Below are 26,896 nucleotides of genomic sequence, written 5' to 3' on the forward strand. Positions count from 1 at the left end.
CTAGCGACTCGCTTTGATAAATTGACATGCACCTTCAAGGCTTTTTTGACGTTGGCCTCGATTATGATCTGGCTTGCTTAGGTTTGAATACACGCCCTAATACGCCGTTTTATCACGAAATGAATATTACGGAGGATAAATAACATCATGAAGCAAACGCAAACGAAGCTGCCTGTTTCCTTGGCATTACTTACCTGCGCAGTATGTGCGCTCGTTTTCAGTTTAATCGCATTGTGGGTCAGTGATCAACAAGTGCGGTATTTTGACCTTAGAATTATTACGGTCGTGCAACAGCTGGAATCGCCTGCTATGACTCGCTTCATGGAATTTTTCACCACCATAGGGAGTGAGGCTCCGGTTATTATCATTCTGCTGATCGCCATGTTTGTACTGTACAGATTATTGGGACATCGTAGAGAGCTGCTATTTTTATCCATTGCTGTGTTGGGCTCGGTGCTGCTGAATACGGTACTAAAAATACTATTTCGGCGCGAACGCCCCGAGATTAACCGTATTATTGAAGCCAATGGCTACAGCTTTCCCAGTGGACACTCCATGACTGCATTCACAATGTACGTAGCGCTCACTTTCCTCATCTGGAAGCATATCCCTTCCAGGCTGGGCTGCATCCTGCTTGTTGCGGTCAGCACGCTACTGATTGTAACTATCGGGACAAGCCGTATATATCTTGGGGTGCATTATCCGAGTGACGTACTGGGAGGCTATTTTATGAGCGGCAGCTGGATGGCGGCTTGTATCTGGTTTTATCAGCGTTATGAGCAACGTATGCCTCCGCTTCGCTCCAAATCTACAGCATAGCTGGAATTGCAAGCGTACGAACAGGTATGGAAAAAACAAACGAGTCGACCAAGAAATAAGTTCTTGGAACGACCCGTTTGTTTAAGGTGAGTTAGATATTGAATCCAGAATCATGTCAGCTAGCCTCTGACTTGCTTGGCAGGTTTGAGCCCTAGCTTTTGCTCCCATTTTTCATAAAAAATAATGGCCGCCTGTATGAAGATGGCAGGAAGCTTTCGTTTTCGAATGAATGCATGCACGCCGATGGCGCATCCTGTTCCAATGAGTGCGCCTGCCAAAATATCCGAAGGATAATGTACTCCCGTCCACACTCGGGACACCGCAATGAGTACAGCCAGTATAACCCAGAGAACGCGATATTTTTGATAATGAAGCCACAATATAGAAGCCAGAGCAAAAGCCCCAAGTGCATGATTGCTCGGAAATGAAGCGTTGGCATCATGATGGATAAGCTGGATCACAGAATGTCCGACAAAAGGCCGATCTCTGTAAAACAAATGTCCAAGCCCCCAACTGATCACAAAGCCGATACATACAGTTACAACAGCCTCTAACACCATCATCCGGTTGGGCATTTTAAAGGTGAACCAGTATATGAGTAATGCCACCCCAAATAAATATGGTGCATATTGCGCCATAAAACGCATCAATCCATTCAAAAAGGCAAGGTGTTCGGCCAACTCATTGATCCAGTGAAACAATGCATAGTCCACATTAATTAACATGAATAAATTACTCCTTAATATCAAAAAATTGAATTACAAAGTTATATTATATAGGGACCAGACGGCTAAAAGCTTAAAATCAAATAAAAAATAAATGTCATTTCCATTTCCCATTTATTTTTTCTATGAAAAAAGGTGATCTTGCGGTGGAGAAGTCGGTGCTGGTGATCGATGATGAAGAGAAAATTTCCAGACTGCTTCAATTGGAGCTATCCCATGAAGGCTATATGGTCGAAATTGCCCAAAACGGCAGAGAAGGACTGGATAAGGCTTTAACACGCACCTGGGACATTATTATTCTGGATGTGATGCTGCCTGAGATGAACGGGGTTAAGGTGTTAAGGGAGATACGGAAAGTCGACACACTTACACCTGTCATTATGGTGACAGCGCGTAACACAACACCTGATAAGGTTTCCGGTTTGGACGAGGGAGCGAATGATTATATTACGAAACCCTTTGAAATTGAGGAGCTGTTGGCGCGGATGCGGGCGAGCATGAGACATCAACCGGAGCCAGGGGCTATTCCACCGCATGAAGAGAACAAGCCCCCGTCCCGGCTTCAGGTCGGTGGTCTGGTGTTAGACCGCAAGACACGATCTGTGATGCGTGAAGGGAACCATATGGAGTTAACGCCCAAAGAGTTTGACCTGCTTCTCTACCTCATGGAGCATCAAAACCAGGTATTGCAGCGGGATCAGATTATTCAGGACGTGTGGGGCTTTGAGTTTGTCGGCGATACGAATGTCGTTGATGTGTATATCCGGTATGTCCGCAAAAAAATCGACCATGGCTACAAAAAGAAGCTGATCAAAACCGTACGTGGTGTAGGATATTGCATCAGGGAGGAAGACCATTGAAGCTGCGGACGAAAATTACTTGGCTTGCTTCTATTTTAGTCCTCTCCATTCTCCTATTTGTAGACGTAACGGTTCATCTGCTGTTTGTCAAAATTGCGACCCGAAATGAAAGAGAAGTGCTGCAAAATAAATGGACTGAAATCATTGCCGAGGCCGGTCCGACCATGATTCTGAAAAATGCATGGAGCCCCGAGCTAAAGGACGAGCTTTCAGGGGATACGATCCTGAGAGTTTTTGATCAGAAATCCCGCTTATTGTATGAAGTCAGCCGCCAGTCCCACTTCAAGCTGGGTAATATACGTTTTAACCCTTCGCAAAGCTCGGAGCTGACGGATGTACAAGGTCATAAAATTTTGGTCATCCATCTCCCGGTTCTCTCCCCGGAGGGCAATCAGTGGGGAACGCTGGAAATCGTGGAAAAATGGGATGCGCTCGAGACCAATCTCGATATTCTGAATACGATCCTAATCACATCGACCGTAGGTGCTATGTTACTTAGTTTGGTAGGCAGCAAGATTTTAGCGAACGCCATATTGCTGCCTATTTCGAGCAGCATTCAGACGATGCAGGAGATTGAAAGAAGTCTGAAGTTTAAAAAAATCCCTGTTCGCAGTCATAATCATGACGAATTGTCCCAAATGACCGCTACTTTCAACCGAATGATGGGCAGGCTGGAGGAAAGCTTTCAAAGCCAGCAGCAATTTGTCTCGGATGCCTCGCATGAGCTGAATACGACACTTATGATTATCGAGGGCTACGCCAATATGCTGCGGCGGTGGGGCACGCGTGATGAGGATATTTATAAAGAATCCATTCAATCCATCTATGAAGAAACACAGCGGATGCGCACCATGACACAGCAATTGCTGGCCTTGGCTTCCTCACAGCAGGGAAATCCCGAACCGCATGAACGAATGGAGCTAGTTGGCTGCTGTCAGCAGGTAGTGGCTCATCTCAAGACAGTACATGATCGGCAAATTAACATTGTTATGGATGAACCGGAAATCTGGTTGAATGCCAATCTTTCCAAAATCAAGCAGTTGCTGGTTATCTTGCTCGACAATGCGCTAAAATACAGCTCGAATGCAATTGAAATTATTTTGTCCACAGAAGCAAATCATGTCCACATTCGAGTCAAGGATGCTGGAATCGGGATACCTGAGGGAGAGGTCAAGCGGGTGTTTGAACGATTTTACCGGGTAGACAGCTCCCGACACCGTAAAACCGGAGGAACGGGGCTTGGGTTGCCTATTGCCAAGGCAATTACAGATGCCCATCAGGGCACGATACGTATGGCGAGTGTGGAGGGAAAAGGAACCGAGGTCATCGTCACACTGCCACAGAGGCAACAGCAAGGGCTGTCCCTCCAGTAGACATATCTACTCGCGGAACAGCCCTTTTGTTGATCCTAGTATAGTGTAAGTGAATGAATAAACAGCCTTTCGAGTGCTTGTCCTAGAGGACACGGCGTGCTGTAGTGTAATGAGAATTCCACCATCCTGAATTCAGATCGGTAATCGTTACGCCGCCTTTACCAAACGTGTGCAGAATCTTGCCATCTCCCATATATATCGCTACATGGTGAATGGGCGAATAGAAAAAGACCAGATCGCCTTTTTGAAGCTGGCTGCGTGGCACAAAGGTACCAACGGTCGATTGTTGTCTGGATGAGCGTGGAAGATTGATGCCATTTTGTCCAAAAGCATATTGAGTGAAGGAAGAGCAGTCAAAAGAATTTGTGTTGCCTGCTGGCGCTCCATGCTGATAACGTACGCCCATGAACTCGGAACCCGTAGCAATAACCCGATCAGCTGTGTTCGCGGAAGCCGCATGAGTGGTATCCGGTCCTACAACAAAGCTCCCTGCACTGAAAACCAAAGTCATAGTAAAGCAAATGCCCATCCATAATTTTTTAGTAGTATGTTTTTTCATGATGTTCCTCCGTTGTTTCGTATTTTGGTGATGTCCTGAAATGACAATAACATAAATAAAATATCCGCAATTTACCATTCAAGGTTACAATCCTGTTACGCCAACGCTTTGTCCTGATTTATTAGAAAACGATGAGAATTTTCTCCTTAATTCTGGATTGACAAAATACACAGCTTCCCCTTATCACTGGGCCTGTATGACAAAAAGCGACTTGCAGATGATTCGCACAAGCAATGATGCAAAATATACATATCTATATACTACATTTATAACTTGTACGGGAGTAGGCTCAAGCTCCCGTCTTATTGTAAATAGTCACACTGTATTTCCGGTCAGGAAGGGGAATTCACATGGCTCCAAAGCAGGATAAAAAGATCAAAGGCCAACGTCTGACCATTGTTCAGGTCATTTCTAACTTTCCAAATGCACAGCCAGTGCCCTCCATTAAGGGAGGTACGGAAAAGGTTGTGTATGAATTAACAGAGGAACTGGTAAAACGGGGGCATCATGTATCTCTTTTTGCCGCCCGTAGGAGTAAGAGCAGCGCCCGGTTGATTACCTATCCCAAGGGCTTGAAGCATGTTCAAATCCCCCAATTCGTACTCCGGCACATGCCTCCCGGAACGCAAATGATTCATGATCATACCTTTCGTTCGGCTATGAAAAACAGGAAGTTACCTTGTCCAACGGTATGCACGGTTCATCTCCCTGTGAAGAAGCACGGCAACAATCCGGTATATGTCAGCAAGCGGGCACGGCAGTTGATGGGCAAGGGCAAAGGCTATTATGTATATAACGGCATCAATACACATGATTACGAGTTTAGCAGCGAGAAGCGCGGCTACTTGCTGTTCATGGGCAGAATTATACGAGATAAAGGCGTTTTGCAAGCCATTCAGGTTGCTGAACAAACCGGAAAAAGGCTGCTGATTGCCGGGCCGATCAAAGCCCCGGTTTTTTTCCGTCAAAAGATTCAAAAACGAATTCAGCGCAATCCCAATATCCGTTATGTGGGAGCAGTGGGGGGCCAACAGAAGCAAAAACTGCTCAAGCACGCGGAATGTTTGTTGTTTCCGACATTGTGGGAAGAGCCGTTTGGACTCGTAATGGTGGAGGCGATGGCCTGCGGTACACCCGTGCTGGCTTTGAAAAACGGTTCGGTTCCCGAGGTGCTGGCAGGCTTTCCACAACTGATCTGCAAATCGGTTGGCCAGATGGTACGAAAGGCGCGGCAAAAAAACTATCCGTCTCCAGCCAAGCTTCGCTTGTATGTCACGCAAAGATTTACAAACAAGCAGATGACCGATAAATATTTGAAACTGTACCGTGAAATCATCCGCCGGGAAGGAAAGAAGAACAGGGCACCGAGAGCCTAAAATGAGGTGGAGGGAATGAAGGTCAAAAAGCATATACTCGGGAAGGGTTCCTCCTGGGCTACTCCTTATTATATAGCCACAGAGGGACAAGTCGGGCCGCATGTGATGGTGGTTGCGGGCATACACGGCAAGGAAATCGCAAGCATCCGGGCGGCTGAGAGGCTGGTAGAGCTGTTGAATCAACAGAAGCTACAGATCAACCAAGGTAAGCTCATTATCATACCCATTGTGAACCAGGAGGCTTACTGCAAGCGGATCAGAGGGGTGCCTGATCTGAACCGGACCTTTCCGCGTACAAAAAAGCAGGTGGGCACGCATTCGCTGGCAGCGGCTGTTTTCGAATTGGCACAAAAGCATCGACCCGAGTGGTACCTGGATCTGCATGAAGCCAACGGATTATCTCAAAAGGATGTGAAGGTACTTGGTCAGACGTTGATTACCAATAGCGGCAATCCGGCGGTCCCTACGGTGCACCGGATTATAAAGCGAATGAATTGTTCCATCAAGGTGAAAGACCAACATTTCAACATTCGGCTGCGCGAGCTTCCAGGTTCTTCTCGAACAGCGGTAGCCCGTATTTTAGGATCACGCTCGGTTACCGTGGAAACAGGCTGGAGTCTGCCCAAGAAAGTACGCATAAACTATCAAATGCAGATCGTACAGCATTTTTTGAGAGAAGCCGGAATGATGAAAACTAACGAAGTATATTTATCCGCTCAGGTCAGAGGTGTAACCTAGCCAAATAAACGTTACAACACAAAATCGCTCCTGAAGCAAGGGAAGTTCGGTTCCCCTTACTACAGAAGCGATTTTTGGTATGTCATTTTGGTGAAGGAGTAGTGACGTTACGCAAGTTGTTTTTTAGTGCCGTCAGGAGTCAGATTTATAGAAGGCATTCACCAGGCTGTTGCCCAAACGTACCTCAACCAGTTCCAGTGACGTATCCAGATTGGCCCTGATGGTGTGATGCGTATCTGTCGGGATACTGAAAACGGAGCCGCTTGCTGCCGAAAACCGTTCTCCATTTAGCATGACTTCTCCCCGGCCGGAAACAATCGTCCACACTTTAAGCCCGCTGCCGTGGATACGGCCGTTCAAGCGTTGATCTGGCAGTACCGTCAAGCGTATAGCCAGGATATCGTTCAGGCTGCGGTGATCGAACTCGTCCAGCACGCGGTAGCTGCCCCAAGCGGTTTCACCATGCAGAGGATGTAGCGGAAGCGTCCCTAGCTGCTCCTTGATCGCATGGGCATGGCCCTTGGCGGCAATGAGGATGCCATCAGGACTGGCAGCAGCGATAATATTCTTCACGCCAATAACGTGAAGCGGATAGGGAAGCTCATTGACGATATGCGTCCCATCAGCGAGACCGCTGATTTTCCCACGCCCGATCACCCGGCTGCCGAGCTGCTCTGTTAACGCCTGCCAGCTACCGATATCGCGCCATTCACCATCGTAAGGCAGGACAACGGCATGTTCGGCACGCTCCGCGACCTCCTCGTCGAAGCTGCGGACCGGAAGGTCGTCGTACATTGCGCATAGCGCCTTATCATTCAGCGGCAAATCGCAGCGCTTCATACAGGACAGCATATACCGCAGCGTAAAAGCGTAGATGCCACAGTTCCACAACGCTCCTTGGCTAATAAGCTGCTTAGCCCCGGCAAGATTCGGCTTTTCCGTAAAGCGGGCAACCGACGCATAAGAAGCCTTATGCATCCGTGTCATCTCCTGATCCGGCACGATATAGCCGTATTGGTCAGAGGGATGGGTGGGCCTTGTCCCAAGCATGGCCAGATCGGCTCCACTATCAAGCAACAGGTCAGGAAGCGCCGCTACACTGTGGAAGAAATCCTCTCCTGCAAACATATCCGCCGGAGCGATACAGAGAATTTCGTCCAGTCCTGTGCCTCTGGTGTGGTAATAAGCTGCTGCCAGCGCAGCAACGGTGAAGGTTCCCCGTTTGGCAGGCTCGCCCAGAACAGGCAGACGGTCTTCCGTATGGCGAAAGGCCAGATTTACCTGATTCCGGTGAGCCAGCAGCAGGGCAGAGGCATCCAGTCCGGCCACAGCAAGCTGACGATACACTCGGCCAAGCATGGATTCTTTCTGCCCGTCCGGGGCAGGCAACAGCCGGAGAAACAGCTTCGAGCGGATATCGTTGGACAACGGCCACAGCCGTTTTCCAGCACCGCCACATAACAGTACGATGCGCACAGGCGCTTCCTCCTTCGATTTCAGATCCATCTTGGATCATGATTTGCAATCCTGATGAGCGCTATCGTCTTCATAGATGCTTCGTTTTTTGTTTTAGCTGCCCGTTGGTACACCTTGCGTTGATGAAAAGATAAGGAACGATAGCTCTTAGCAAATGCATCCAGTTGTTTTTGTGACAGGGAGGTCGCTCGATTATGAAGCGATGTATTGAGTGACTTGCGTAAAATCATTCGGGAGGGTTCACTGCTGTAGAGGTGGTTGGCATATGTTTCATATTCGGAAAATCCAAACTGCTTCGTCCGGTCTATACTGCGGATAATCGCTTTGTACCAGGGAATCCCGTGTCGGGCTTCAATGACTTGTTTGAGCCGGGTGAGCCGCGCTTTTTCAAACAGCATATAGTGGGTAACAAAAGACTTTGGTGAAGGGGCCTTAACGCCCATCAGCTTGTGGTAGGTGCGGAAATACTCTGGCTGACTCCAGCTGCGATAGTAAAATATCGTTTTGCCGTCTTTGCGGAACACATGTGGACGAATCAGGACGGTATCTGCGTCAATGACAAGGAAAAAAGAAGCTTTGCTGATTTTGTCACCGTTCATTTTAAGCAATTGCTGATACAGCCAGCCTGAGCGATCCCAGCGCGCTGTTCCGTAGCGAATATCCTTTTTCGTGATGGGCAGAACGGTCTTTTCGTCTACAAACGTACACTTCTTGCGTGTACACAGCTGGCGGAGTCCGGCACTTTGCGGTGAAATGATATAAATGGTTCCAATCCGGTGCTGCACGTGACGGCGCAGGCTATCAATCACCAGTGGAAGCGTGGCGATATCCTTATCAATTGCAGGAATCAGAACATCTATCGTTAGGGAAACTTTCCGTTGCCCATCCGATTGCGCTGACATGTTATTCACTCCCTATTTATGCAAAATGTACGCGTTCGCGTCTTATTTTATTGTATGTACGGACAGGCGCTTTCGACCGGGCAAGGTCAGTAGCCCATTTATACGCGGGATAGGGCGAATGGAGCTTTCGGATGGGAATTTGGTGCATACGATGGATTGATCTTTTCATACAGGAGCGTTCTACCCTGACAGCAGAGAGGAGAGGGGCAAGTGAAATTTTCACAAGCGCAGACATTGTGCAGCAAGTGGCACAAAACCAAATTGCTGCTCCAGCATCGCGGCATCAAGCCTTTTATACCGGATACCCGCAAATACAACAAAGCAAATTTGAAGTCGATGCTAGAGCAATACGGCATGGTTTATGTAAAACCTGAGCGAGGCACGTTTGGCAAAGGTGTGATGAGAGTAGAGCAGGAGGAAGGACAGCGTTTTGCCTATCAGTATGAGGAAAAGCGTCTGGAGTTCAAAAGTTTGGATGGCCTGTTTACCAGTTTGTCGAAGAAGTCGGGAAAGCAAAGCTATCTCATTCAAAAAGGCATCCATTTACTTCGGCATCAGAAGCGTTATTCTGATATCCGGGTGATGGTGCAGCGCAATGCCAAAGGGAGATGGGAATCTACCGGAATTATTGGTCGGCTCGGTCATCCCCGCAAAATCGTGACAAATTATCATAGCGGCGGCACGCCGATGGCACTGGAGCAGCTACTGGAATCCCATTTAACCAAAAGCAAGCAGGCTGAACTGATAAAAAAATTGAATGAACTGGGCATCACCATTGCGACACATCTACAAAAAACATATCCAAATTTCCGGCAAATTGGAGTGGATATCGGGCTGGATCGTGGCTTTACCCCGTGGATTATTGAGGTGAATACGAAGCCGGACCCGTATATTTTTAACCAATTAAAAGATAAGTCTATGTATCGGAAAGTGTTAAGTTATTGGCGACTTGCCAATGAAAAGAAGAAAATCACAGTCCCGGTCAAAGACAAAGACGAAATTAAAATCAAAGATAAAGACCTTAAGAAAGCAAAAACTTCATGACGAAGAATGAATTTCTTAAATAACATAGCTTAAAAAAACAACTCAACGAATTCGATGTAATGAAAAAAGTGGAATTGGAAAAGCTATATGAAAACAATGAGAACTGAGGTCTCGGTGTATGGAATTATGGGAAACAATGTTAAGGTCTGTATTAGCATTTACCATCATGATGCTTATAGCACGTATATTGGGGAAACCCACCATTGCGCAAATGACCTATCATGATTTTGTAGCTGCCATTACATTGGGCGCGATCACCGCGAATATTTCCTTTAATGACAAAATAAGCATTTGGATCTTGCTAACAGCCACACTCACCTTTACCGGAATTGCTTATTTGCTGATGGTTTTTGCAATGAAGAACCGGAAATTGCGAAATTGGTTTTCGGGAAAACCAACCGTGTTGATTCAAGAAGGAAAAATTTTGGAGAACAACATGAGAAAACTTAAGATTACGCTGGATACACTGAATCAGGAGTTAAGAGAAAAAAATATATTTAATATTCAAGATGTCCAGTATGCCGTGCTTGAACTGAACGGGAACATTTCTGTGTTACCAACACCGGATAGTATGCCTGTAACCAGAAAAGACTTGCATTTGAACGTTCGTTCCGAACAGACTTTTCCCATTGAATTAGTCATGGACGGGAACATCATTGATGCCAATTTGAAGCAGAATGACATAACAACAGAGTGGCTACTTTCGCAGGTAAAAAAGAAGGGATTCTCTATTGAAAATATCAATTATGCCGTAATCAGTTCTGATGGAAATATATATTTTGATGAGTATAAGGATCAAATCAGAAATCCTATTGATAGAGAATGATGTATTAGCGACGAACCTGAGCCTTCCTCGGGAAATAGCGAACAAGCTGTCGCATAAATCGGTGTTCATCTCTCCAAAATCCTAATAGCATAACAACTAAACAGCCCGTCCCTGCTCCCGTATGTAGAAGGGGAGCAGAACGGGCTATTATGATCCTTATACCGAACGCGGTTTATTCTTTTTCAATCCTGACTACAATGACATAAGAGAATCATTGTAGAGAGGTGAATGGAATGTCAGAGTCCCCATTACAATCTTTTGTCAAAACGGCGATGGATCATTTAAAGGGCATGGTAGACGTTAATACGACCATTGGAGAACCGATTGCCGCGTCTGACGGCACCACTATCATACCTGTTTGCAAAGTAAGCTATGGTTTTGCGGCAGGTGGAAGCGATTTGGACAGGCACAATCAGGAATCCGCAAGGGTGATGCCATCATTCGGCGGAGGTATGGGCGGAGGGATGTCTGTAACACCTCTCGCAATTTTAATTATCGGCAAAATGGGCATTCAAACGATCTACCTGGATAACTCTCCTACTGTATACGACAAGATTTTGGATATAGCACCACATATTTTGGATAAATTGCACAATTTTATGAAGCAATATCAAACAGGAGGAGATAACAGTCAGTGAATCAGGGCAGCTGTCGGGCTTTCTTATTATCGTTTAGCAATGGCAATAAATATTGGATGACGACAGATTGATGTTCTTCATTCAATAGCGGGCACCTTAATTCAATCCGCTTGTCCATATTTCTAGTCATCCAGTCCGCACTGGATAGCCACAATTGGGGCGTGCCGGCATTCTCAAAATAAAAAATTCGGGAATGCTCCAAAAATCGCCGACACGGCGCACGCCTCCATCTGCTTATCCTTTTTTTCTGAATAATAAATACCGTATTTTTTGGAACAATTGCCATGTGGCGCTGAGGCGAATCGTGATCATGTCGGGAATACTCTCATGTTCGTTCTTAGTCATGATTGTCAGGTTCCTCTTATTATTAAAATGGGGAAAACTCGCTAAACGAAGTTAGCGAGCTATATGGATATTTTTTTATTTATTCGTGAGATGTTGTCGTCTGCATTGCATCCGCGACCGGGCTCGTTATGGACTCGGTTAGTTTCGCTGCAGATTGTGTAATGTTGCTGACCAAAGGGTTGTTAGTAAGCACACTGCCTACTTGCATTCCAACGGTTTGGCCCACACTGTTCCCTAACAACCCACCAACAACGGACCCAAGGACTGTCCCTACTCCTGGTAGCAACGAAGTTCCAAGGATAGCCCCATACTCAATACCGGCCATGACGCCGAGTGCTCCTGTCAGATTCCCCGATGTATGAACCATATATTCTTTGTTATCCATTTCTCCTTTCGTCAAGCTAATGGTCTTCTGCAGTTGGGTTATACCTCCGGAGATAAGACCTCCCCATAATGAACCACCTTGAAGCATGCTGATCTCTCCTTTGTTTATTTTTTTGTTACTCCGGGATAGTAGTTCCCGATTATGCATTTTCTAAATCATCAAAGATTTACCCATTGTTACGGAAGAAAAGGGTGTTCTGTATTCTTTTCTTCATTTTTCGCTGTTTCTACGGATTGTAGCTCTCTAGTGCCGTCTTTGACTTGATCCGCGAGATCAAGCACTATTCCTGCCCCTTTAACGGCAAGTTTGCGTGCGGCTTTTCGGGCCTCGGGGGACACGGCAAGTGCTATGGCCGCCGCAGCGAAAATAACACCAAGCGGTGATTTGACCACAATACCCTCTCCTTAAAAAAGTTGTTAATAAATTAATTCCATTATATGAATTTTTTATACCAGGTTACATCAAGGAAATAAAACGCATATTTTGGTCAATATTGCTAACCATAAGCAAAGTCGTTTTTTGATTTTTAATATGAAGAGGGAGGTTAAAGATGTTAGCGCTGCGAAACAAAAACAGATTTCTTCATGTCCTTCCGGGAAGGATACGGATGGAAATTTACGGCTTGCAGGGAAGCAAATCTGCCGCCGAGCTTTTAGCCAAAAGCCTAACCACTTGCAGTGGAATTTACAGAGCGGAACCCTGTACAGTGACTGGCAGAGTGCTGCTCCTTTACGATGTAAAGCTTGTTTCTGAGCAGCACATTTTGCATATACTACGCGCAACAGAAGAACGGATTTGTTCGCCTAATCTAACAGCCCACCCGGATATCAGGAACCAGGCTACCGGGTCAAAGGAAGCGAAGCGGGAAGCTGCCGCTACCCAAGCTGTATCGGATACTCCTGACGATCTGTGGAGTACCCCTACAACGTCCAGTGCCAATACAGGAAATTCCTGTGAAAAAATTCCTGTATCACTGGCTATTTCCATGGGCGGCTTGGCCGTGCTGGGAATCAAGCAGGTCTTTTTCGGACGTTCGGCACTGGCAAGAAGTCCAGCGCCTTTCTTTTTATCGGCGCTCGTATCTGTCGTAACCGGCTACCCTTTTCTCAAACGAGGCATTCAGACCTATTCGGAAAAGAAAAAAATAAACTCCGATCTTATTTTAGGTACAAGCGCTTTCGCCCTTGCGCTTATGCGCGAGAATCTTGTAGTGCTTGCGGGACTCAGCATTTTGCAATATGTGAACTGGAAGCGAAGCCGCTCTGTTTTAAATGGACAGCAAGAGGCTTCTTTGTCACCGGAAATTCAAGCATATAGCGAAAAAGCAGGCAGATTAGGATTTATTGGAGCCGGAATGACTTGGGCCGTTACGCGGAATCCGCTTCGAGCAATCGCCGTGCTTCTGGCTGCAAATCCGCGGGTGATGACCGTACCTGCACAGTATGCCTGGAAACAGGCCGAGCTCGTTTCAGGAGAAAGAAAATACGTCGTTCCCGAAAAAGGATCATTATCCCAACTTGCTCGAACGAAAATAATTGTATTCGAAGATTCGTCACTCCTGTTTAACCGTCCAGAGATTGAAGAAATTCAATGCATTGTGGAGAAGGAGCAAGATGCGGATAGAGCGATATGTTTGGCAGCTTCATTAATGGAAAAAACAGAACATCAATGGAAAAAAGAGGTGTTCAGCAAGGCGAAACGAACTTGCCGGACGATCCGCACTGCTTTTCATGTGGAAGAAGAGCTTGAGGGTATAAAAGGAAAGGTGAATGATAGGCAAGTTGTCATAGGCAGCTATAAATATATGCAGGAGCACGGTGTGGATTGTAGTGCCTATGAGTTGAAATCAAAGAGGCTTACAAGAAAAGGATACGAAGTTCTTTTGGTTGGAAATCAGGGGAACGCAAGAGGCGAATGTCTTGGGTTAATTGCCAAACATCGTCAATCACTGGTCAATGAAAACGGCGTTTCCGCGTCTTTATTACGCGAAAAAGGCTGGCAGCTCGGTCTGCTGGATAACAGCTTGCATATCAGTGCTGAAGAACTTGCCCAATACCGCATGGATACTAGCTGGTCTTCTTTTGAGCAAGGCGAAGTGGTTGAACGGATTGCAGTGCTCAAGCAGCAAGGCGAAGAGGTTTTATTTGTCACCGGTCTGGAGCAAAATCCGCTCCATGAGTTTTATAAAGAAGCCGGAATCCAGACGATTTCCATTCATGAGCTGCAACATATTCAGGAAAGCGCTCTGTATGCCGAGAAAACAGAGCAAATCGTAAACGAGCATGTTTCAATTGCTAGAAAATGGAATATTGTAGGGTCCGCTTTTGCTACGTTAGGTATGATCAGTGCCCCAGTGGCCAATTTGATCGGAGATGCTTTATCGCTTGTGTTTATATCCAGAACGAAAAACAGAAGTGAAGCCTTGCCCTCTCCACGGGAAATAGCGTATAAGGACGAGGTTGCGGTCGCTTCCGAAGCTTTTACCTGGCATCAACTGCTTAACGAACAGATCATCGCGAGGTTTCAAACCAACCTGCAAAGTGGGTTAACCTCTGATCAGGTACTTTCTATAAGAAACCAATATGGTTCAAATCGGCTTGAGAGTAAAAAACCTACTCCTTGGCTCATTTCATATTTGGGCCAATTCAAGGAATTCACAACTCTGATCCTCCTTGGGACAAGTGGACTGGCCTTTCTTACGGGTGGAATGTTCGATGGACTTGCAATGGGGGCAATCCTGCTCGCGAATGCTGCAATTGGCACGATTCAGGAACGCAAAGCGGAAAAAGTTGTGGACAAGCTGAATCAATTCCAACCCCCGATATGCAAAGTCATCAGACAAGGCCAGCACGTAGAGCTAAACGCTGTGGAATTAGTGCCTGGCGATATCGTTTCGCTGGAAGCAGGGGACCGCGTTCCAGCCGATATCCGGTTGATCAGCTCATGGAACATACGAGTCAACGAGTCGGCCCTGACGGGGGAATCTCTTCCCGTCGAAAAGAATGAGTCCCCTTTGCCAGAGGATTGTGCTTTATCTGAGAGAACCAATATGCTCTTCATGGGAACCGACATATGCGGAGGCAAGGGAACTGGTATTGTTGTACAAACCGGGATGAATACCGAGATGGGGCATTTAATGTCGCTTCTGAAGCAACAGGAAAAAGAAGTGACCCCTTTACAGGAAAAAGTAACGTCAATTAGCAAAAAATTTGTGAAAGGCGCTCTCATTGTGGGTGGACTTGTATTCGCAATTGGTATGCTCCGGGGCATCCCTTTTCCACAAATGATTTCGACTTCGATCACACTGGCGGCTTCTGCCATCCCTGAAGGACTTCCGGTTACCATCACCATTGCCCTCAGCGCAGGCATCTTCCGTATGGCGAAGAAAAACGCGCTGATTCGAAAGCTTTCCTCATTGGAAACATTAGGAAGGACCACGGTTATTTGCACGGACAAGACAGGGACGTTAACCAAAAATGAAATGACGGTAAAAGCGCTTTCTACCGCCGATCGCGCGTGGATTGTAACAGGCGAAGGCTACGAACCGACGGGAGCATTGGAGGAGTTGGCTCCCGAGGTTGCTGCTACAGCGGCAGGACTCAAAAATGCAGGAAGTTACGAAAACCCCTCAACCCATCCTGATTTGACTCGATTGCTGCAAATCTGCTTGCTATGCAATAACAGCAAGCTTGAACAGCAGGAAGGACAGTGGGTGACTAAAGGCGATCCGACTGAGGGAGCGCTTTTGACGCTCGCAGCCAAAAATGGACTGTGGCTTAACGATATGACCCATTGGCATCGAGGGCATGAAATTCCATTTGATTCTAAAACCGCGAAAATGAGCGTGGTTTGCAAGGACGTTCAGACGGAGCAGGAATGCTATCTCTTTTCCAAAGGAGCCGTTGAGACGATTCTCCGCCATTGCAATCGATATCAAAAAAACGGGGAAATATTGCCTCTATCCGAAGAACAGAAGCAGCACATTATGCAGCAAAATGAAAAATTTTCAGCCGCAGCGTTGCGCGTGCTTGCTTTTGCGTATCGACCTTTGGATGGGAGCGTCGACAACGAGTCCATTAATGACGAACGTGAGTTAATTTATGTCGGCATGACCGGTATGATGGACCCTCCCAAACCTGAAGTGGAACAAAATATTCAGGAAGCTTTTGCACTCGGGTTAAAACCTGTGATGATCACAGGCGATCACCCGATTACCGCCATTGCCATCGCGAAGCAACTCGGAATTTACAGTGATGCACAGAGTGTTGTAACGGGACATGAGCTTGACCGTTTATCGGATGAAGAGTTGAGCCAGATTGTGGAGCAAGTATCCATATTTGCTAGAGTCACGCCTGAGCACAAGCTTCGGATTGTAATAGCGCTGCAAAAAAGCGGACAAATTGTTGCCATGACTGGCGATGGCGTCAACGATACGCCTGCTATCAAACAAGCCAACGTTGGTATCGCAATGGGAAGAACAGGAACGGAGGTAACGAAAGAAACGGCGGATATGGTGCTGACGGAAGATCAATTTGGCACGATTCTGGAGGGGGTTAAGGAAGGACGAACCATTATCAGCAATATTCGTAAAGCACTCGGCTGTTTATTAACCGGAAATCTGGCCGAGATTATCGTAACCAGCGTCGCCGTGATGGTGGGATTGCCGATTCCTTTGGTTCCTATTCAAATTCTGCTGATGAATTTGTTGACTGATGCTTTGCCAGCAATGGTTCTTGCTGTAAATCCGGGCCAGAAAACGAAGCAGCAGAAACGAACGGATTTCATTGATAAAGACCTGTACCAGAAAGTGATTACCAGAGGGGTTCTGCTGGGATTGGGATCGCTCGGCTTATATGCCGCAAGCCTTGCAGTCGGTGCGCCCATGCCTGTGGCTCAAAGCGTTGCTTTTGCAACATTGGTCGTGGGGCAATTAATACAAACCTTTTCGTGGCGGCAGGAAGGCTCTGAAGAAACGGTGCGCGATTGGACAAAAGATCGCTTCTTGATCGGGGCACTTTGCGTTTCCTGGCTTGCTCTACTAGGAGCCCTATATGTCCCACCATTGACCGGGTTTTTCCATACCGCCCGTCTGCCGCTGCGATATTGGGTTCCCATCCTTGGCGTAGCCGGCTCGGTATCTCTTTTGTCCAAACCGATTTTGGCTCTGATTTCAAAAAAGCAAGCAATCAGGGCTATTCCTGCAAACGGCACCTACGCTGTGGCTTAAACGGTCGCAGTAACACTCAATTACAAGGAGGATCACGATGCTGCAAAATAACTTTGACAAAATTGTAATCGGCACTGCGCTCGCCTTTGCCGCTTCCGCTTTGCTTCCCATTGCTAAAACTACTTTTCGCCCTCTTGCCGAAGCAGGTATGCAAGGAGGAGCCAACTGGGTCAATCGGGGCAAATCTTACATTCAATTAGCGCGGCAGGAAGTGGAAGATATCATTGCCGAAGCCCAATTTGAAAGAATGAAAAAGCAGCTTGACCAAGAAATCGCATTGCTTGACGATACCCAAAAGTGAGGAGAACGGATAGATGAGCGAACAAAATATAGATAATCATTTACGCGAAGCTTTAACGCACCTGGAATCGGCCTTAAACCAAAGCGTAAGATGCGTGCTTGAAAACGATAGCGCGAAAAAAGAAATAGGCTTAAAGTGGGAACGATTTCTTGGGGAATTTATGGGACAAATCCGGGAAAAGGGGAAAAAATCAAGATTAAATCTGCTGGGCTGGATCAGTTTTCCTCGAATACGCTAACCAATTGTTTGCAGCCTGAGGTCGACAGCAGGCTGCATATTGGATTCTCTACACCGTAGAGAGTCTTTTTTTGGTGATGCATTGAATTTTTCTGCTAAAATGACGGCATTCACCGCAACGGCATCGAGGCCAGTATGAAAAGGACGGAGATCAAAAGTCCCGAAATCCCGAGTACCAGCATGGCGAGACAAGCCGCGAGCGGGGAGAGCAGCAGTTGGATCGTCAGTCCTGCGTTGGTATTGACCAAAATCATCTGCAGCTTTCAAGCCCGTCCAAGATGAAAATACGATCAAGGCCATAGGAATACGCTATGAAGCTTTCCGCAACTGTTTTGAGCACAACAAAAGGGATGTCCACAGCCATGTCGAAAGGCTAGTAGGAACATCCCTTTTTTACGATGAAACCAATTATCTGCTGATATGCTTATGCAGAAGCTACGGTTTCTGCTTTGGTCCGGCAATCGTCAGAGCAATAATGTTGATGCTGCTCTTCGCAGTCTGGACATACGATATGCTGGAGATTGCACACCGGACAGTTGATATAATGATCGCTCGGCGTTTCACAATGGAAGCACTTGCCGACAATGACATCTCCATCTGTATGGTTGATCGGGATCGAGATGCGTTCATCAAACACATAGCATTTACCGTCAAACAAACGTCCTTGGACCTCCGGGTCCTTGCTGTAAGTTACAATACCGCCATCCAGTTGGCCTACATCGTTAAAACCTTCTTTTATCAGAAGACCGGACAGCTTCTCGCAGCGGATGCCGCCCGTACAATACGTCAGTATTTTCTTGTCCTTGAACTGGCTCATATTGTCGCGAATCCACTGTGGAAATTCACGGAAAGATTCGACTTCCGGACGAATGGCGCCACGGAAATGACCGATGTCATATTCATAGTCGTTACGTCCATCCAACACAACCACATCTTCACCTTGAAGCTGCTCATAAAACTCCTTCGGTGATAGACGCTTGCCACTGATTACGTTAGGGTCCAGCTCATCCTCATGGCGCAACGTAACAAGCTCCTGACGATGGCGTACAAATATTTTCTTAAACGCATGACCGTCAGACTCATCTATTTTAATAACGATATCGTGGAATTTCGGATTGGCGCGCAAATTGCGGATATATTGCTCGGTTTGCTCTACCGTACCAGACAGTGTTCCATTGATTCCTTCCTGAGCGATCAAAATTCTTCCTTTGACGCCCAACTCCTTGCAGTAAGCCAGATGCTCTGCCGTAAAGGTGGCAGGATCTTCAATATTGACATATTTGTAAAACAACAAAATTCGATAAGCATGCTCGCACACGTAAAATCACCCTCTGATTCAAGTCAAAGTTTTTTAACATACAATTTTAAATGTACCACATTCTTTAAGTTAGTCAACTTATTTGTATAAAAAGTGGGAATGGAAAATAAAGAGGAAGGTAACGAGCGACAAAAGTAAGGGCTTACATTATAATAGTACCTTAGTGACGAGGTGGATTTTGGCAACGCATACACCGCCCATGGGTGGAATAGCTGGGATTGCTACGGCGCAGCAGTGTGTGAGGAGGAAGTTACAATGATTGATCTGAAATATACTCTAAATGAAATCGCTTTTAAAGTAGATAGTAGCGCCTCCAAGTTCCCATATGCATCTTAAGGACTAATTTGATGGACTCGACATTATTCTCAGGAATTTGACATTCGAAACGTTAATTTTATAAAGCGACAATTTCAACACTAATAATTCTAATAAAAGGAAATTCATGATAAGTAGATCATATAATGCGAACAGACTCACGAAAGGAATCAAGTAATGAGTATATTCAACTGGAAACAGCCTATTCGCAGCTAATGCGAACGGCGTAACAGTTTGATCAGGAGAAGGCTGGCAGGCTGTCTGAGGATCTGTATAACAAAACCTTGATTACCAAGCAGTTTGTGACAAATCATTTGGAATGTGATGTAAATTCAAGGACCTCTTCTTTGAACAAAGGGGGGACTGCTGGGACGGCTGTATCGGGATGTCCGGGCAGGTACATTCCACCCGCCGCAGGAAGATTTGCTAAAAGAAATGCTGGCAGAGCGATAGCTGGGCGTCATGAGAACTAAATCCAGATGGCTGTAGCTCAAGAGATAGGGAGGGATGCACATGCAGAGTTGGATTGGATTCCATCAAGGCAGTGTCGATGATCGTGGAGCTGGAAGAACGGCTTAATATTATGTTCGAAGAAGAATTGCCAGAGCTTGATGTCCGAACATCATAATATGCGCAAATGTTTGAGGCCCAATCAGAATGGTATAAGGAGCAGGTCGCCTGATGAATAACGCAAGAAATGTCGTCGTTTTTCTGCTGCTGTTTCTGCTGTATTTTCTTTTAAAAGTAGGGTCTTTCGTAGCAGGCTTACTTTATCGACTGATCCACCAAATGTTGCCCTTACATCCGGAGTTTCGTAAGAAGCTTCTTGCCGTGAAGCACGCCAAACGCATTATGGTGATCGGCTCGCCGGGGAGTGGCAAGACCCATTTAGCCAAGCGTCTCTCTTTATGGACTCATATGCCGTTCATATCTCTGGATGATATGTATTGGGGGCCGGAGTGGAAGCGGAGCACGGATGAACAATTTTTTAAACAGCTGGGCGAAGTGCTTCATAGAGACGAGTGGATCATTGAAGGGAATTATCATGATCGTTATTTTACCGAGCGGCTCCAGCGGTCCGATACCATCATTGTGATGGATGTCAGCACGTTGGAGGCGATTACGGGGGTGATGACACGTTCGCTTAACCGTTTTCTATTCTCTAAGGAACTGCCCAAAGGAGTAAAGCAGAAGGAGGTTCGTATTTGGGATATTTCGCCCCGGTTTGTCCGCTTTGTTCTGGGCTTTCGCAGGCGTGTCCGTCCTAAAATCTGGCCTGTAATTAAGCAATATGGCAACCACCGGAATTTGATTATTTTAAAATCTAAATATTGTTCAAGTTCCTGGATGAATTCCAGATAGGAGGTTTGTATGAAAGTTGATCTGAATTTCGATTCATTATCCGCCGAGCATCAGCTCATTCTATAAGGGATTCAAAAGCAACTGGATGCATCGCAAATACAGCTCCTCGACAAGTTGCTATAGTAGGATTTGAACTGGATGGAAGTGATGGGGCAATTATTTGCGCATCGAATATCCGGTTATTTTATAGTCATCTGACTCACGGAGCAAAGGGATTCCCTTCAGAAAAGAAGCGATTGCTCTGCGTATTAACGACTTAGCATAGGTGGTACCACGACACTTTCGTTCCTGACGGATGTGTCTTTTTGCGTACTTTTTATCGTCTATACAAGGAGGTAGCCACACATGCGCCAAAGTCGATTATTACTGACAATATTACGTGAATCGCCCACAGAAGCCGAAGTGATCAGTCATCATCTTATGTTACGGGCAGGATTTATCCGACAACTCGCAGCCGGAGGTATAGCTACATGCCACTCGGAAGACGTGTTTTCCGAAAAGTGGAGCAAATCGTACGGGATGAAATGGATCGTACAGGGGCTGGGGAGCTGGTTAATGCCTGCATTGCAGCCTGCCGAGCTGTGGCAAGAATCAGGGAGATACGATGTGTAGTGGATTTACGCAACGTCATGGAAGGAGAACCATGTCCTCGCTGTGACAAAGGGAAGTTGAAGTTTCATCATGGAATTGAGATTGGACACGTGTTTAAACTGGGCGGCGTATCTTTAACAACAATTACTGTATAACATCAAGTATCTGTGTCTTGTAGAATGTGACCTTCTCCAAGTGCAATCTCATAAAAGCCTGCCATATGACGTGCCTGAAACCGGATTGGCTTGTCCCGGCCTATCATAATGATATTTTGAATGTCGGCAGCGCCTTCCGAGGGGAGGGAGAAAGCTGTGATATAAGCGAATTCCTCACGCAACGTTGTATGAATGGCATTCATCAGATGATCGTGCTCACTTTTGCCCATTAAGTTCATAATCATGGAGCCTTCGGAATCCAGTTTTTCTTTGACCAACCTGAAAAATTCCCGGGATATTAAATGCGGCGGCGTTCCCTGATCTGTGAAGGCGTCCAAAATAATATAATCATAAGCATCTGGCGCTTCCTTCTCCAACAAGCGGCGTCCATCACCAACAGTCACATTGTCCTTGTCGTATCCAAAGAATGTTCGACTGAACTCCACGACTTGTGCATCTAGCTCGGCAATCTTAAAGCGTTTTTCTGTAAAATGACCCGCAATCGTACCTATACCATGCCCAATCACAAACACGTCTTCAAATGACGGATCGTTCAGCTCCATCAGATGGATGATTGCTCTCGGATATTCGAACAGAATGCGTTGCGGATGATTCAAATCCACCGCGCCTTGTACGGCTGCATTTGAAAACTGCATCACCCGGAATAATCCCTTTTCACCATACAACTCTGTGGTGTCGTATACCGTTATTTCATGATGATTGCTCAACTTTTTATATAGTACATCCAAGTGATCTATCTCCTTCAAGTCATACTCCACCACCATATTAGACATTTATGAGCCTGTTGTCCATATATTAAGCGGCGGGGCCGTTCTGCTCTTGCCAAGCAGCTCCAATCCGTATAATTGTTCAATCATGCGCAGCATGGAGAAATGATTGCTTTTCTCGTTGTAGGGGCCGTTTTTCAAATGAGGACCTATGATCATAGTCGGGATTTTGTTGTTACTGCTCATGTCATCTTCGTCCCATGTTACGACTAAAAGACTGTTATGCTGCGGTGCCCAGCGGGCATAAGAGGACAAGTGGGCTTGCAACCATTGATCCGCTTCCCGGATCGTGCCGTCGTGCATATCGTGGTTCATGTTGGGAATGACAAAAGAAACAGTCGGCAACTGATTAAAATTTTGCGGAAAGCTGGTTAAAGGCATATTGATCGAGGCAGGCAGGTGGCGGCATTGGACTGCGTTGTTTCAGACTTGACGGGTGTGACCGCCAAAGCCGAGGGTTGAACGCCCTTAGCATCAGAACGGTTCGTAAACCAGTCGGAATGAGACATTATACAAAAGGCTGCCGTTAGAGCGATGGCGGTCAACAGTATTTTCATTTTCAACAGAAGAACCTCATTTCATGATAAATTGATCACAGAACTGTGTTCATAGATTCATGATTAAGCTTACTCAGGACACATTAAAATATCATGAGAAAAATAAAACGAAAAGATCATTATTTTTTAATGTACATAGAGTAAACTGGTTTCTATATCAAGCATACTAGGAAAAGACGCCCCAAGCATAGAAAGGATAGCTATGAAGAAGATACTGCTGATCGAAGATGAGAAAAATTTGGCCCGTTTCATTGAGCTGGAACTAAAGCATGAATCTTACGAGGTAACCGTCAAGTATGAAGGGCGGAAGGGGCTGGAGTCTGCGTTAAGTGAGGAATGGGACATCATTCTGCTGGATTTAATGCTCCCAGGCCTCAACGGAATCGAAGTATGTCGACGGATTCGCAAAACGAAACAAACTCCGATCATTATGCTGACCGCCAGAGACGGTGTGATGGACAAAGTGATGGGACTGGACAGCGGCGCAGATGACTATATCCCCAAGCCTTTTGCCATTGAAGAGTTGCTGGCACGGATGCGTTCTTTGCTGCGACGCAGTGGCTCTGTGGAAGAAACCAATCAAATTATCTACAATGGACTAGTACTGGACAGCGAGGCCCGCATTTTGACCAAAGACCAGCAGATTATTGAATTGACGAAGCGTGAATTTGATCTGCTGTCCATATTAATGCAGAATATTGGGCGCGTCATGACCCGGGAGAGATTACTGGAACTCATATGGGGCTATGATTCGGAGGTGGAGACGAATGTCGTCGACGTGTATATTCGTTACCTGCGAAGCAAAATCGACGAGCCTGGGGAACCGAGCTTTATTCAGACACTACGCGGATTGGGGTACGTAATTCGATAATGGAAACGGTAAAATCCATATTCTCCCGGCTACCCATTCGTTGGAAATTGGCGGTGTGGTCTTCGTTGCTGCTATGTATTTTGTTTGTTTTATACAACGGCGTCCAATATTTTACGATTAACCAATGGATGGTCAGTGAGGGAGAAGTGAGTATCCGCAAGAGTATGAATGAAATCCAAAACTTTTTTCAGCAAAAACAGATGTCCGCGCAGGAAATAGTAAACAGTCGACGCTTTGTTGAGGATATGAATGATCCGCATCAAATGATCCGCATTTTGAACCAGCAAGGAACCCCACTATTGAGCGTCAGCGACAAAATGCCTGAGGATTGGTTTCCGCCGCAAACGGTGCAAAGCACCCGGATTATGACTGCATGGCATCTGGAAGATCAGGTCTTGATCATGCGTAGTCCGTTGAATTCAGGTCGCTTTAAGGGAACGATTGAAATCATCAACAATATGGAAAATTTAGAGAAGGTAAGTGACAAAATAAAAGGTGTCATGATTGCGGGTGGTATAGGAGCTATTATTTTAAGCGCCTTAGGAGGAATTTTTCTTTCACGCCAGTTAATCCGGCCGATTCAGTCCATGACAGACACGATGACAAGAATACGGAAAAAAGGGCTGCATGAGGAACGTGTGCAAGTATCCGACAATAATGACGAGCTGTCAAATCTGGGAAGAGTGTTTAATGGGCTGATGGATCAATTGGAGCGATCTTTCCAACAGCAAAAGCAGTTTGTTGAGGATGCCTCACATGAATTACGCACACCCATTTCGATTATTGAAGGCCATATCTCCTTATTGAACCGCTGGGGCAAACATGATACGGCTATATTGGACGAGTCGCTCAGTGTGTCCGTTCAGGAGCTTGAGCGTTTGAAAGGCATTGTAAACGATCTTCTGGAGTTAACCAGGGCCGAATCGGGAACTTTTGAACAAAATGTGCCTGCAATAGATATCCGTCACACCGTTCAGTATACGCTTACCAACTTTGCCATGCTGCATCCTGATATGATATTCCGGGAGGAACTGACTCCCCTCGAAAAGTTACAGATTCACATCACGCCTCAGCATCTGGAACAGTTGTTACTGATCGTGCTGGATAACGCCGTTAAATATGCGGGCTCTTCGAAAGAAATCCTTGTAACGGGGACGCTGGAACGAAACGAGGTTTATATTCATATTACCGATTACGGAATCGGAATTCCGGCGGAGGACTTGCCATATTTATTCGACCGATTTTATCGGGTGGATAAGGCCAGAAGCCGCGAGCAGGGCGGGACAGGTTTGGGCCTTGCGATAGCCAAGCAACTGGTCAAGCGATATAACGGTGACATTAGAGTAAGCAGTATTGAACATATCGGGACAACCGTAACGCTTTGTTTTCCAATATATAGAGTCTAAATAGGTTAGATAAATCAAAGAAGCTCCGTAAGCCATATCCATGGTTTATGGAGCTTCATTCACACTCAAGCATCGTCAGCTTGTGGTTTGTTTGATCTGTTCCAGATTTTATGTTCCATTTTTTCGTACAGGTTCAAGCAAGAGTTTACCAGTTTCCGAGGACGTTTGAAGCGCTGGAGCAGATATCGGGTACTAATTGCACACAAGGTGCCGATCAGCGCACCAGCCGCAATATCTGACGGGTAATGGACGCCAGCCCAAATACGGGAAAAACCGATAAGTAAAGCTGCGGAGAGCCAGAACAATCTAAACCTCTTACCGTATAGCCAAAACGTGGCCGCCAGCCCAAAAGCTCCAATGGCGTGGTCGCTCGGGAAAGAGGCGTTGGCCGGATGCTTGATTAGCTGAATGACGGCGTGAGTAACGAAGGGACGATCCCGGTTCACAAGATGCCCGATGATAAAGCTGATCCCCATGCCCAGACATACGGATACCACCGCTGATATGACCATTTTCCGGTTGAGTTTATTTCTTGAAAACCAGTACAGGAGCAAGGCCAAAGCGAACACATATTGGGCATCTTCGGCGAAAAAACGCATCAGCCCATTCAGAACAGAAAAGCTGTTCGCTTGTTCATTAATGAGGTGAAAAATCTGATAGTCCAGGTTAGATAACATATTAGGGATTACTCCTTTTCTTATGTGATTCAAAAGTAGAAAGTAACATGATCTTAACTCTTGAACATGGGAGCACCTTTAGATGAAAATTAGAATTCCATGAGAAAAGGACATTTTTTTATCACTAAATCCTTTGAACTTGTTCAAGCTTCCTTTAGGAGATATAATATACAAGGATATAATGAATACCGTTGTGTATATTCATATAGAAAGAGAGCGGGATATTATGGGACGTAAGTGGAACAATATTAAAGAAAAAAAGGCATCCAAGGATGCAAATACGAGTCGTATATATGCTAAATTTGGCGTAGAAATTTATGTAGCAGCCAAACAGGGCGAGCCTGATCCTGAATCCAATCGGGTTCTCAGAGTCGTGCTAGAACGTGCAAAAACGTACAATGTGCCGAAAGCGATCATTGACCGGGCAATTGAAAAAGCAAAAGGCGCAGGAGATGAAAACTATGTTGAACTTCGCTATGAAGGCTTCGGACCCAACGGTTCCATGGTCATTGTAGATGCACTCACCAATAACGTAAACCGTACGGCATCTGATGTACGTTCTGCTTTTACTAAAAATGGCGGTAGTCTGGGTGTAAGCGGATCTGTAGCCTATATGTTTGATTCGACGGCGGTTATTGGTCTGGTAGGTAAAACTGCAGATGAAGGGTTGGAGCTGTTGATGGAGGCAGATGTAGAGGTGCGTGATATCATCGAAGAGGATGAGGCTGTTATCGTGTATGCTGAGCCTGACCAGTTTCATGCTGTGCAGGAAGCTTTCAAGCAGGCGGGAGTTACAGAATTTACAGTGGCTGAACTTACCATGCTTGCCCAAAATGATATTACTCTTCCAGAAGATGCACAGCTTCAATTTGACAAATTGATTGATGCACTAGAAGATTTGGAGGACGTTCAGCAGGTTTACCATAATGTAGATTCTGATGAATAGCTTCAAGCTGAACAACCTGAATCCGTGAATTTATAAAAACATCGTATTCCGATACGGTGTTTTTTAGCGTATTTGCAGC

27 protein-coding genes and 2 pseudogenes are annotated in these 26,896 nt (G+C 46.0%); 17 read left to right on the forward strand and 12 right to left on the reverse strand.

Annotated elements, in window-relative coordinates; all coding sequences use genetic code 11:
• The first annotated feature begins 147 nt into the window (after positions 1-147).
• Positions 148-819, forward strand: a complete 672-nt coding sequence (locus ACWGOO_RS10160) for a phosphatase PAP2 family protein (protein ID WP_452483016.1) — start codon at positions 148-150, stop codon at positions 817-819.
• 119 nt (positions 820-938) lie between these two features.
• On the opposite strand, the gene ACWGOO_RS10165 is transcribed toward ACWGOO_RS10160, so the two are convergent.
• Entirely contained in the window at positions 939-1,544 is a 606-nt protein-coding gene (locus tag ACWGOO_RS10165; protein WP_452483018.1) for an undecaprenyl-diphosphatase, read from the reverse strand.
• Positions 1,545-1,690: 146 nt separating this feature from the next.
• Here ACWGOO_RS10165 and ACWGOO_RS10170 point away from each other — a divergent pair, with 146 nt between their 5' ends.
• Together ACWGOO_RS10170 and ACWGOO_RS10175 are read left to right on the forward strand one after the other, a co-directional pair.
• The gene (locus ACWGOO_RS10170) at positions 1,691-2,404 is read left to right on the forward strand and encodes a response regulator transcription factor (protein ID WP_452483497.1); all 714 of its coding nucleotides are present in this window, start codon (positions 1,691-1,693) and stop codon (positions 2,402-2,404) included.
• Entirely contained in the window at positions 2,401-3,777 is a 1,377-nt protein-coding gene (locus tag ACWGOO_RS10175; protein ID WP_452483020.1) for an ATP-binding protein, read from the forward strand. The genes ACWGOO_RS10170 and ACWGOO_RS10175 overlap by 4 nt, the downstream gene beginning before the upstream one ends.
• Before the next feature lie 82 nt (positions 3,778-3,859).
• Here ACWGOO_RS10175 and ACWGOO_RS10180 read toward each other — a convergent pair whose 3' ends face one another.
• The gene (locus ACWGOO_RS10180; RefSeq protein ID WP_452483022.1) at positions 3,860-4,336 is read right to left on the reverse strand and encodes a C40 family peptidase; all 477 of its coding nucleotides are present in this window, start codon (positions 4,334-4,336) and stop codon (positions 3,860-3,862) included.
• 350 nt (positions 4,337-4,686) lie between these two features.
• Here ACWGOO_RS10180 and ACWGOO_RS10185 point away from each other — a divergent pair, with 350 nt between their 5' ends.
• Together ACWGOO_RS10185 and ACWGOO_RS10190 are read left to right on the forward strand one after the other, a co-directional pair.
• A complete protein-coding gene (locus ACWGOO_RS10185) occupies positions 4,687-5,712 on the forward strand; it encodes a glycosyltransferase (RefSeq protein ID WP_452483024.1) in 1,026 nt (341 codons plus the stop codon).
• 15 nt (positions 5,713-5,727) lie between these two features.
• A complete protein-coding gene (locus ACWGOO_RS10190; RefSeq protein ID WP_452483026.1) occupies positions 5,728-6,450 on the forward strand; it encodes a succinylglutamate desuccinylase/aspartoacylase family protein in 723 nt (240 codons plus the stop codon).
• Between the two features lie 132 nt (positions 6,451-6,582).
• Here the strand turns inward: ACWGOO_RS10190 and ACWGOO_RS10195 are convergent, their stop codons facing one another.
• The gene (locus tag ACWGOO_RS10195) at positions 6,583-7,926 is read right to left on the reverse strand and encodes a sugar phosphate nucleotidyltransferase (RefSeq protein WP_452483028.1); all 1,344 of its coding nucleotides are present in this window, start codon (positions 7,924-7,926) and stop codon (positions 6,583-6,585) included.
• A 20-nt stretch (positions 7,927-7,946) separates the two neighbouring features.
• Positions 7,947-8,828, reverse strand: coding sequence for a DUF6492 family protein (locus tag ACWGOO_RS10200; protein ID WP_452483030.1), 882 nt, complete (start codon positions 8,826-8,828; stop codon positions 7,947-7,949).
• A gap of 210 nt (positions 8,829-9,038) precedes the next feature.
• On the opposite strand from ACWGOO_RS10200, the gene ACWGOO_RS10205 reads away from it, so the two are divergent.
• From ACWGOO_RS10205 to ytfJ, 3 genes are all read left to right on the forward strand, one after another.
• On the forward strand, positions 9,039-9,872 hold the full coding sequence (locus ACWGOO_RS10205) for a YheC/YheD family protein (protein ID WP_452483032.1): 834 nt from the start codon (positions 9,039-9,041) through the stop codon (positions 9,870-9,872).
• 118 nt (positions 9,873-9,990) lie between these two features.
• Positions 9,991-10,698, forward strand: coding sequence for a DUF421 domain-containing protein (locus ACWGOO_RS10210; RefSeq protein ID WP_452483034.1), 708 nt, complete (start codon positions 9,991-9,993; stop codon positions 10,696-10,698).
• A gap of 233 nt (positions 10,699-10,931) precedes the next feature.
• Positions 10,932-11,336: a GerW family sporulation protein gene (gene ytfJ / locus ACWGOO_RS10215; protein WP_452483036.1), complete on the forward strand. Its 405-nt coding sequence runs from the start codon at positions 10,932-10,934 to the stop codon at positions 11,334-11,336.
• A gap of 1 nt (position 11,337) precedes the next feature.
• Here the strand turns inward: ytfJ and ACWGOO_RS10220 are convergent, their stop codons facing one another.
• The 3 genes from ACWGOO_RS10220 to ACWGOO_RS10230 all read right to left on the reverse strand — a co-directional run bounded on the left by ACWGOO_RS10220 (position 11,338) and on the right by ACWGOO_RS10230 (position 12,458).
• Complete coding sequence (locus ACWGOO_RS10220) at positions 11,338-11,622, reverse strand: hypothetical protein (protein WP_452483038.1); 285 nt, start codon at positions 11,620-11,622, stop codon at positions 11,338-11,340.
• Between the two features lie 138 nt (positions 11,623-11,760).
• A complete protein-coding gene (locus ACWGOO_RS10225; RefSeq protein WP_452483039.1) occupies positions 11,761-12,081 on the reverse strand; it encodes a hypothetical protein in 321 nt (106 codons plus the stop codon).
• 161 nt (positions 12,082-12,242) lie between these two features.
• Positions 12,243-12,458, reverse strand: coding sequence for a hypothetical protein (locus ACWGOO_RS10230; protein ID WP_452483041.1), 216 nt, complete (start codon positions 12,456-12,458; stop codon positions 12,243-12,245).
• 158 nt (positions 12,459-12,616) lie between these two features.
• Between ACWGOO_RS10230 and ACWGOO_RS10235 the strand changes: the two genes are divergently transcribed.
• From ACWGOO_RS10235 to ACWGOO_RS10245, 3 genes are read left to right on the forward strand one after another with little or no spacing between them, the layout of a single operon-like run.
• Positions 12,617-17,293 (forward strand): HAD-IC family P-type ATPase, encoded by a 4,677-nt coding sequence (locus ACWGOO_RS10235; RefSeq protein WP_452483043.1) that lies wholly within the window; start codon positions 12,617-12,619, stop codon positions 17,291-17,293.
• Positions 17,294-17,330: 37 nt separating this feature from the next.
• Complete coding sequence (locus ACWGOO_RS10240) at positions 17,331-17,594, forward strand: DUF5132 domain-containing protein (protein WP_452483045.1); 264 nt, start codon at positions 17,331-17,333, stop codon at positions 17,592-17,594.
• A gap of 13 nt (positions 17,595-17,607) precedes the next feature.
• Positions 17,608-17,832 carry a hypothetical protein gene (locus tag ACWGOO_RS10245; protein WP_025686429.1) on the forward strand — a complete coding sequence of 75 codons (225 nt, stop codon included), beginning with the start codon at positions 17,608-17,610 and terminating at the stop codon, positions 17,830-17,832.
• 68 nt (positions 17,833-17,900) lie between these two features.
• Here ACWGOO_RS10245 and ACWGOO_RS10250 read toward each other — a convergent pair.
• Together ACWGOO_RS10250 and trhO are read right to left on the reverse strand one after the other, a co-directional pair.
• Positions 17,901-18,064: pseudogene (locus ACWGOO_RS10250) on the reverse strand (AEC family transporter); the annotation flags it as partial.
• Positions 18,065-18,255: 191 nt separating this feature from the next.
• Positions 18,256-19,149: an oxygen-dependent tRNA uridine(34) hydroxylase TrhO gene (gene trhO / locus ACWGOO_RS10255; protein WP_452483047.1), complete on the reverse strand. Its 894-nt coding sequence runs from the start codon at positions 19,147-19,149 to the stop codon at positions 18,256-18,258.
• 841 nt (positions 19,150-19,990) lie between these two features.
• Here trhO and ACWGOO_RS10260 point away from each other — a divergent pair.
• From ACWGOO_RS10260 to ACWGOO_RS10270, 3 genes and pseudogenes are all read left to right on the forward strand, one after another.
• Positions 19,991-20,092 (forward strand): hypothetical protein, encoded by a 102-nt coding sequence (locus tag ACWGOO_RS10260; protein ID WP_452483049.1) that lies wholly within the window; start codon positions 19,991-19,993, stop codon positions 20,090-20,092.
• Positions 20,093-20,145: 53 nt separating this feature from the next.
• Positions 20,146-20,826 (forward strand): adenylate kinase, encoded by a 681-nt coding sequence (locus ACWGOO_RS10265; protein ID WP_452483051.1) that lies wholly within the window; start codon positions 20,146-20,148, stop codon positions 20,824-20,826.
• 345 nt (positions 20,827-21,171) lie between these two features.
• Positions 21,172-21,435: pseudogene (locus ACWGOO_RS10270) on the forward strand (proline--tRNA ligase); the annotation flags it as partial.
• 139 nt (positions 21,436-21,574) lie between these two features.
• On the opposite strand, the gene ACWGOO_RS10275 reads toward ACWGOO_RS10270, so the two are convergent.
• Both ACWGOO_RS10275 and ACWGOO_RS10280 read right to left on the reverse strand, forming a co-directional pair.
• Complete coding sequence (locus ACWGOO_RS10275) at positions 21,575-22,339, reverse strand: spermidine synthase (RefSeq protein WP_452483499.1); 765 nt, start codon at positions 22,337-22,339, stop codon at positions 21,575-21,577.
• Positions 22,340-22,366: 27 nt separating this feature from the next.
• A complete protein-coding gene (locus ACWGOO_RS10280; RefSeq protein WP_452483052.1) occupies positions 22,367-22,741 on the reverse strand; it encodes an alkaline phosphatase family protein in 375 nt (124 codons plus the stop codon).
• A gap of 378 nt (positions 22,742-23,119) precedes the next feature.
• On the opposite strand from ACWGOO_RS10280, the gene ACWGOO_RS10285 reads away from it, so the two are divergent.
• Complete coding sequence (locus ACWGOO_RS10285) at positions 23,120-23,788, forward strand: response regulator transcription factor (protein ID WP_452483054.1); 669 nt, start codon at positions 23,120-23,122, stop codon at positions 23,786-23,788.
• Positions 23,788-25,194, forward strand: coding sequence for a HAMP domain-containing sensor histidine kinase (locus tag ACWGOO_RS10290; protein ID WP_452483056.1), 1,407 nt, complete (start codon positions 23,788-23,790; stop codon positions 25,192-25,194). The genes ACWGOO_RS10285 and ACWGOO_RS10290 overlap by 1 nt, the downstream gene beginning before the upstream one ends.
• A 65-nt stretch (positions 25,195-25,259) precedes the next feature.
• On the opposite strand, the gene ACWGOO_RS10295 is transcribed toward ACWGOO_RS10290, so the two are convergent.
• The gene (locus ACWGOO_RS10295) at positions 25,260-25,871 is read right to left on the reverse strand and encodes an undecaprenyl-diphosphatase (protein ID WP_452483058.1); all 612 of its coding nucleotides are present in this window, start codon (positions 25,869-25,871) and stop codon (positions 25,260-25,262) included.
• 226 nt (positions 25,872-26,097) lie between these two features.
• Here ACWGOO_RS10295 and ACWGOO_RS10300 point away from each other — a divergent pair, with 226 nt between their 5' ends.
• Positions 26,098-26,817 carry a YebC/PmpR family DNA-binding transcriptional regulator gene (locus tag ACWGOO_RS10300; RefSeq protein ID WP_452483501.1) on the forward strand — a complete coding sequence of 240 codons (720 nt, stop codon included), beginning with the start codon at positions 26,098-26,100 and terminating at the stop codon, positions 26,815-26,817.
• Positions 26,818-26,896: the final 79 nt, after the last annotated feature.

This window comes from Paenibacillus sp. NPDC055715 (assembly GCF_053617595.1).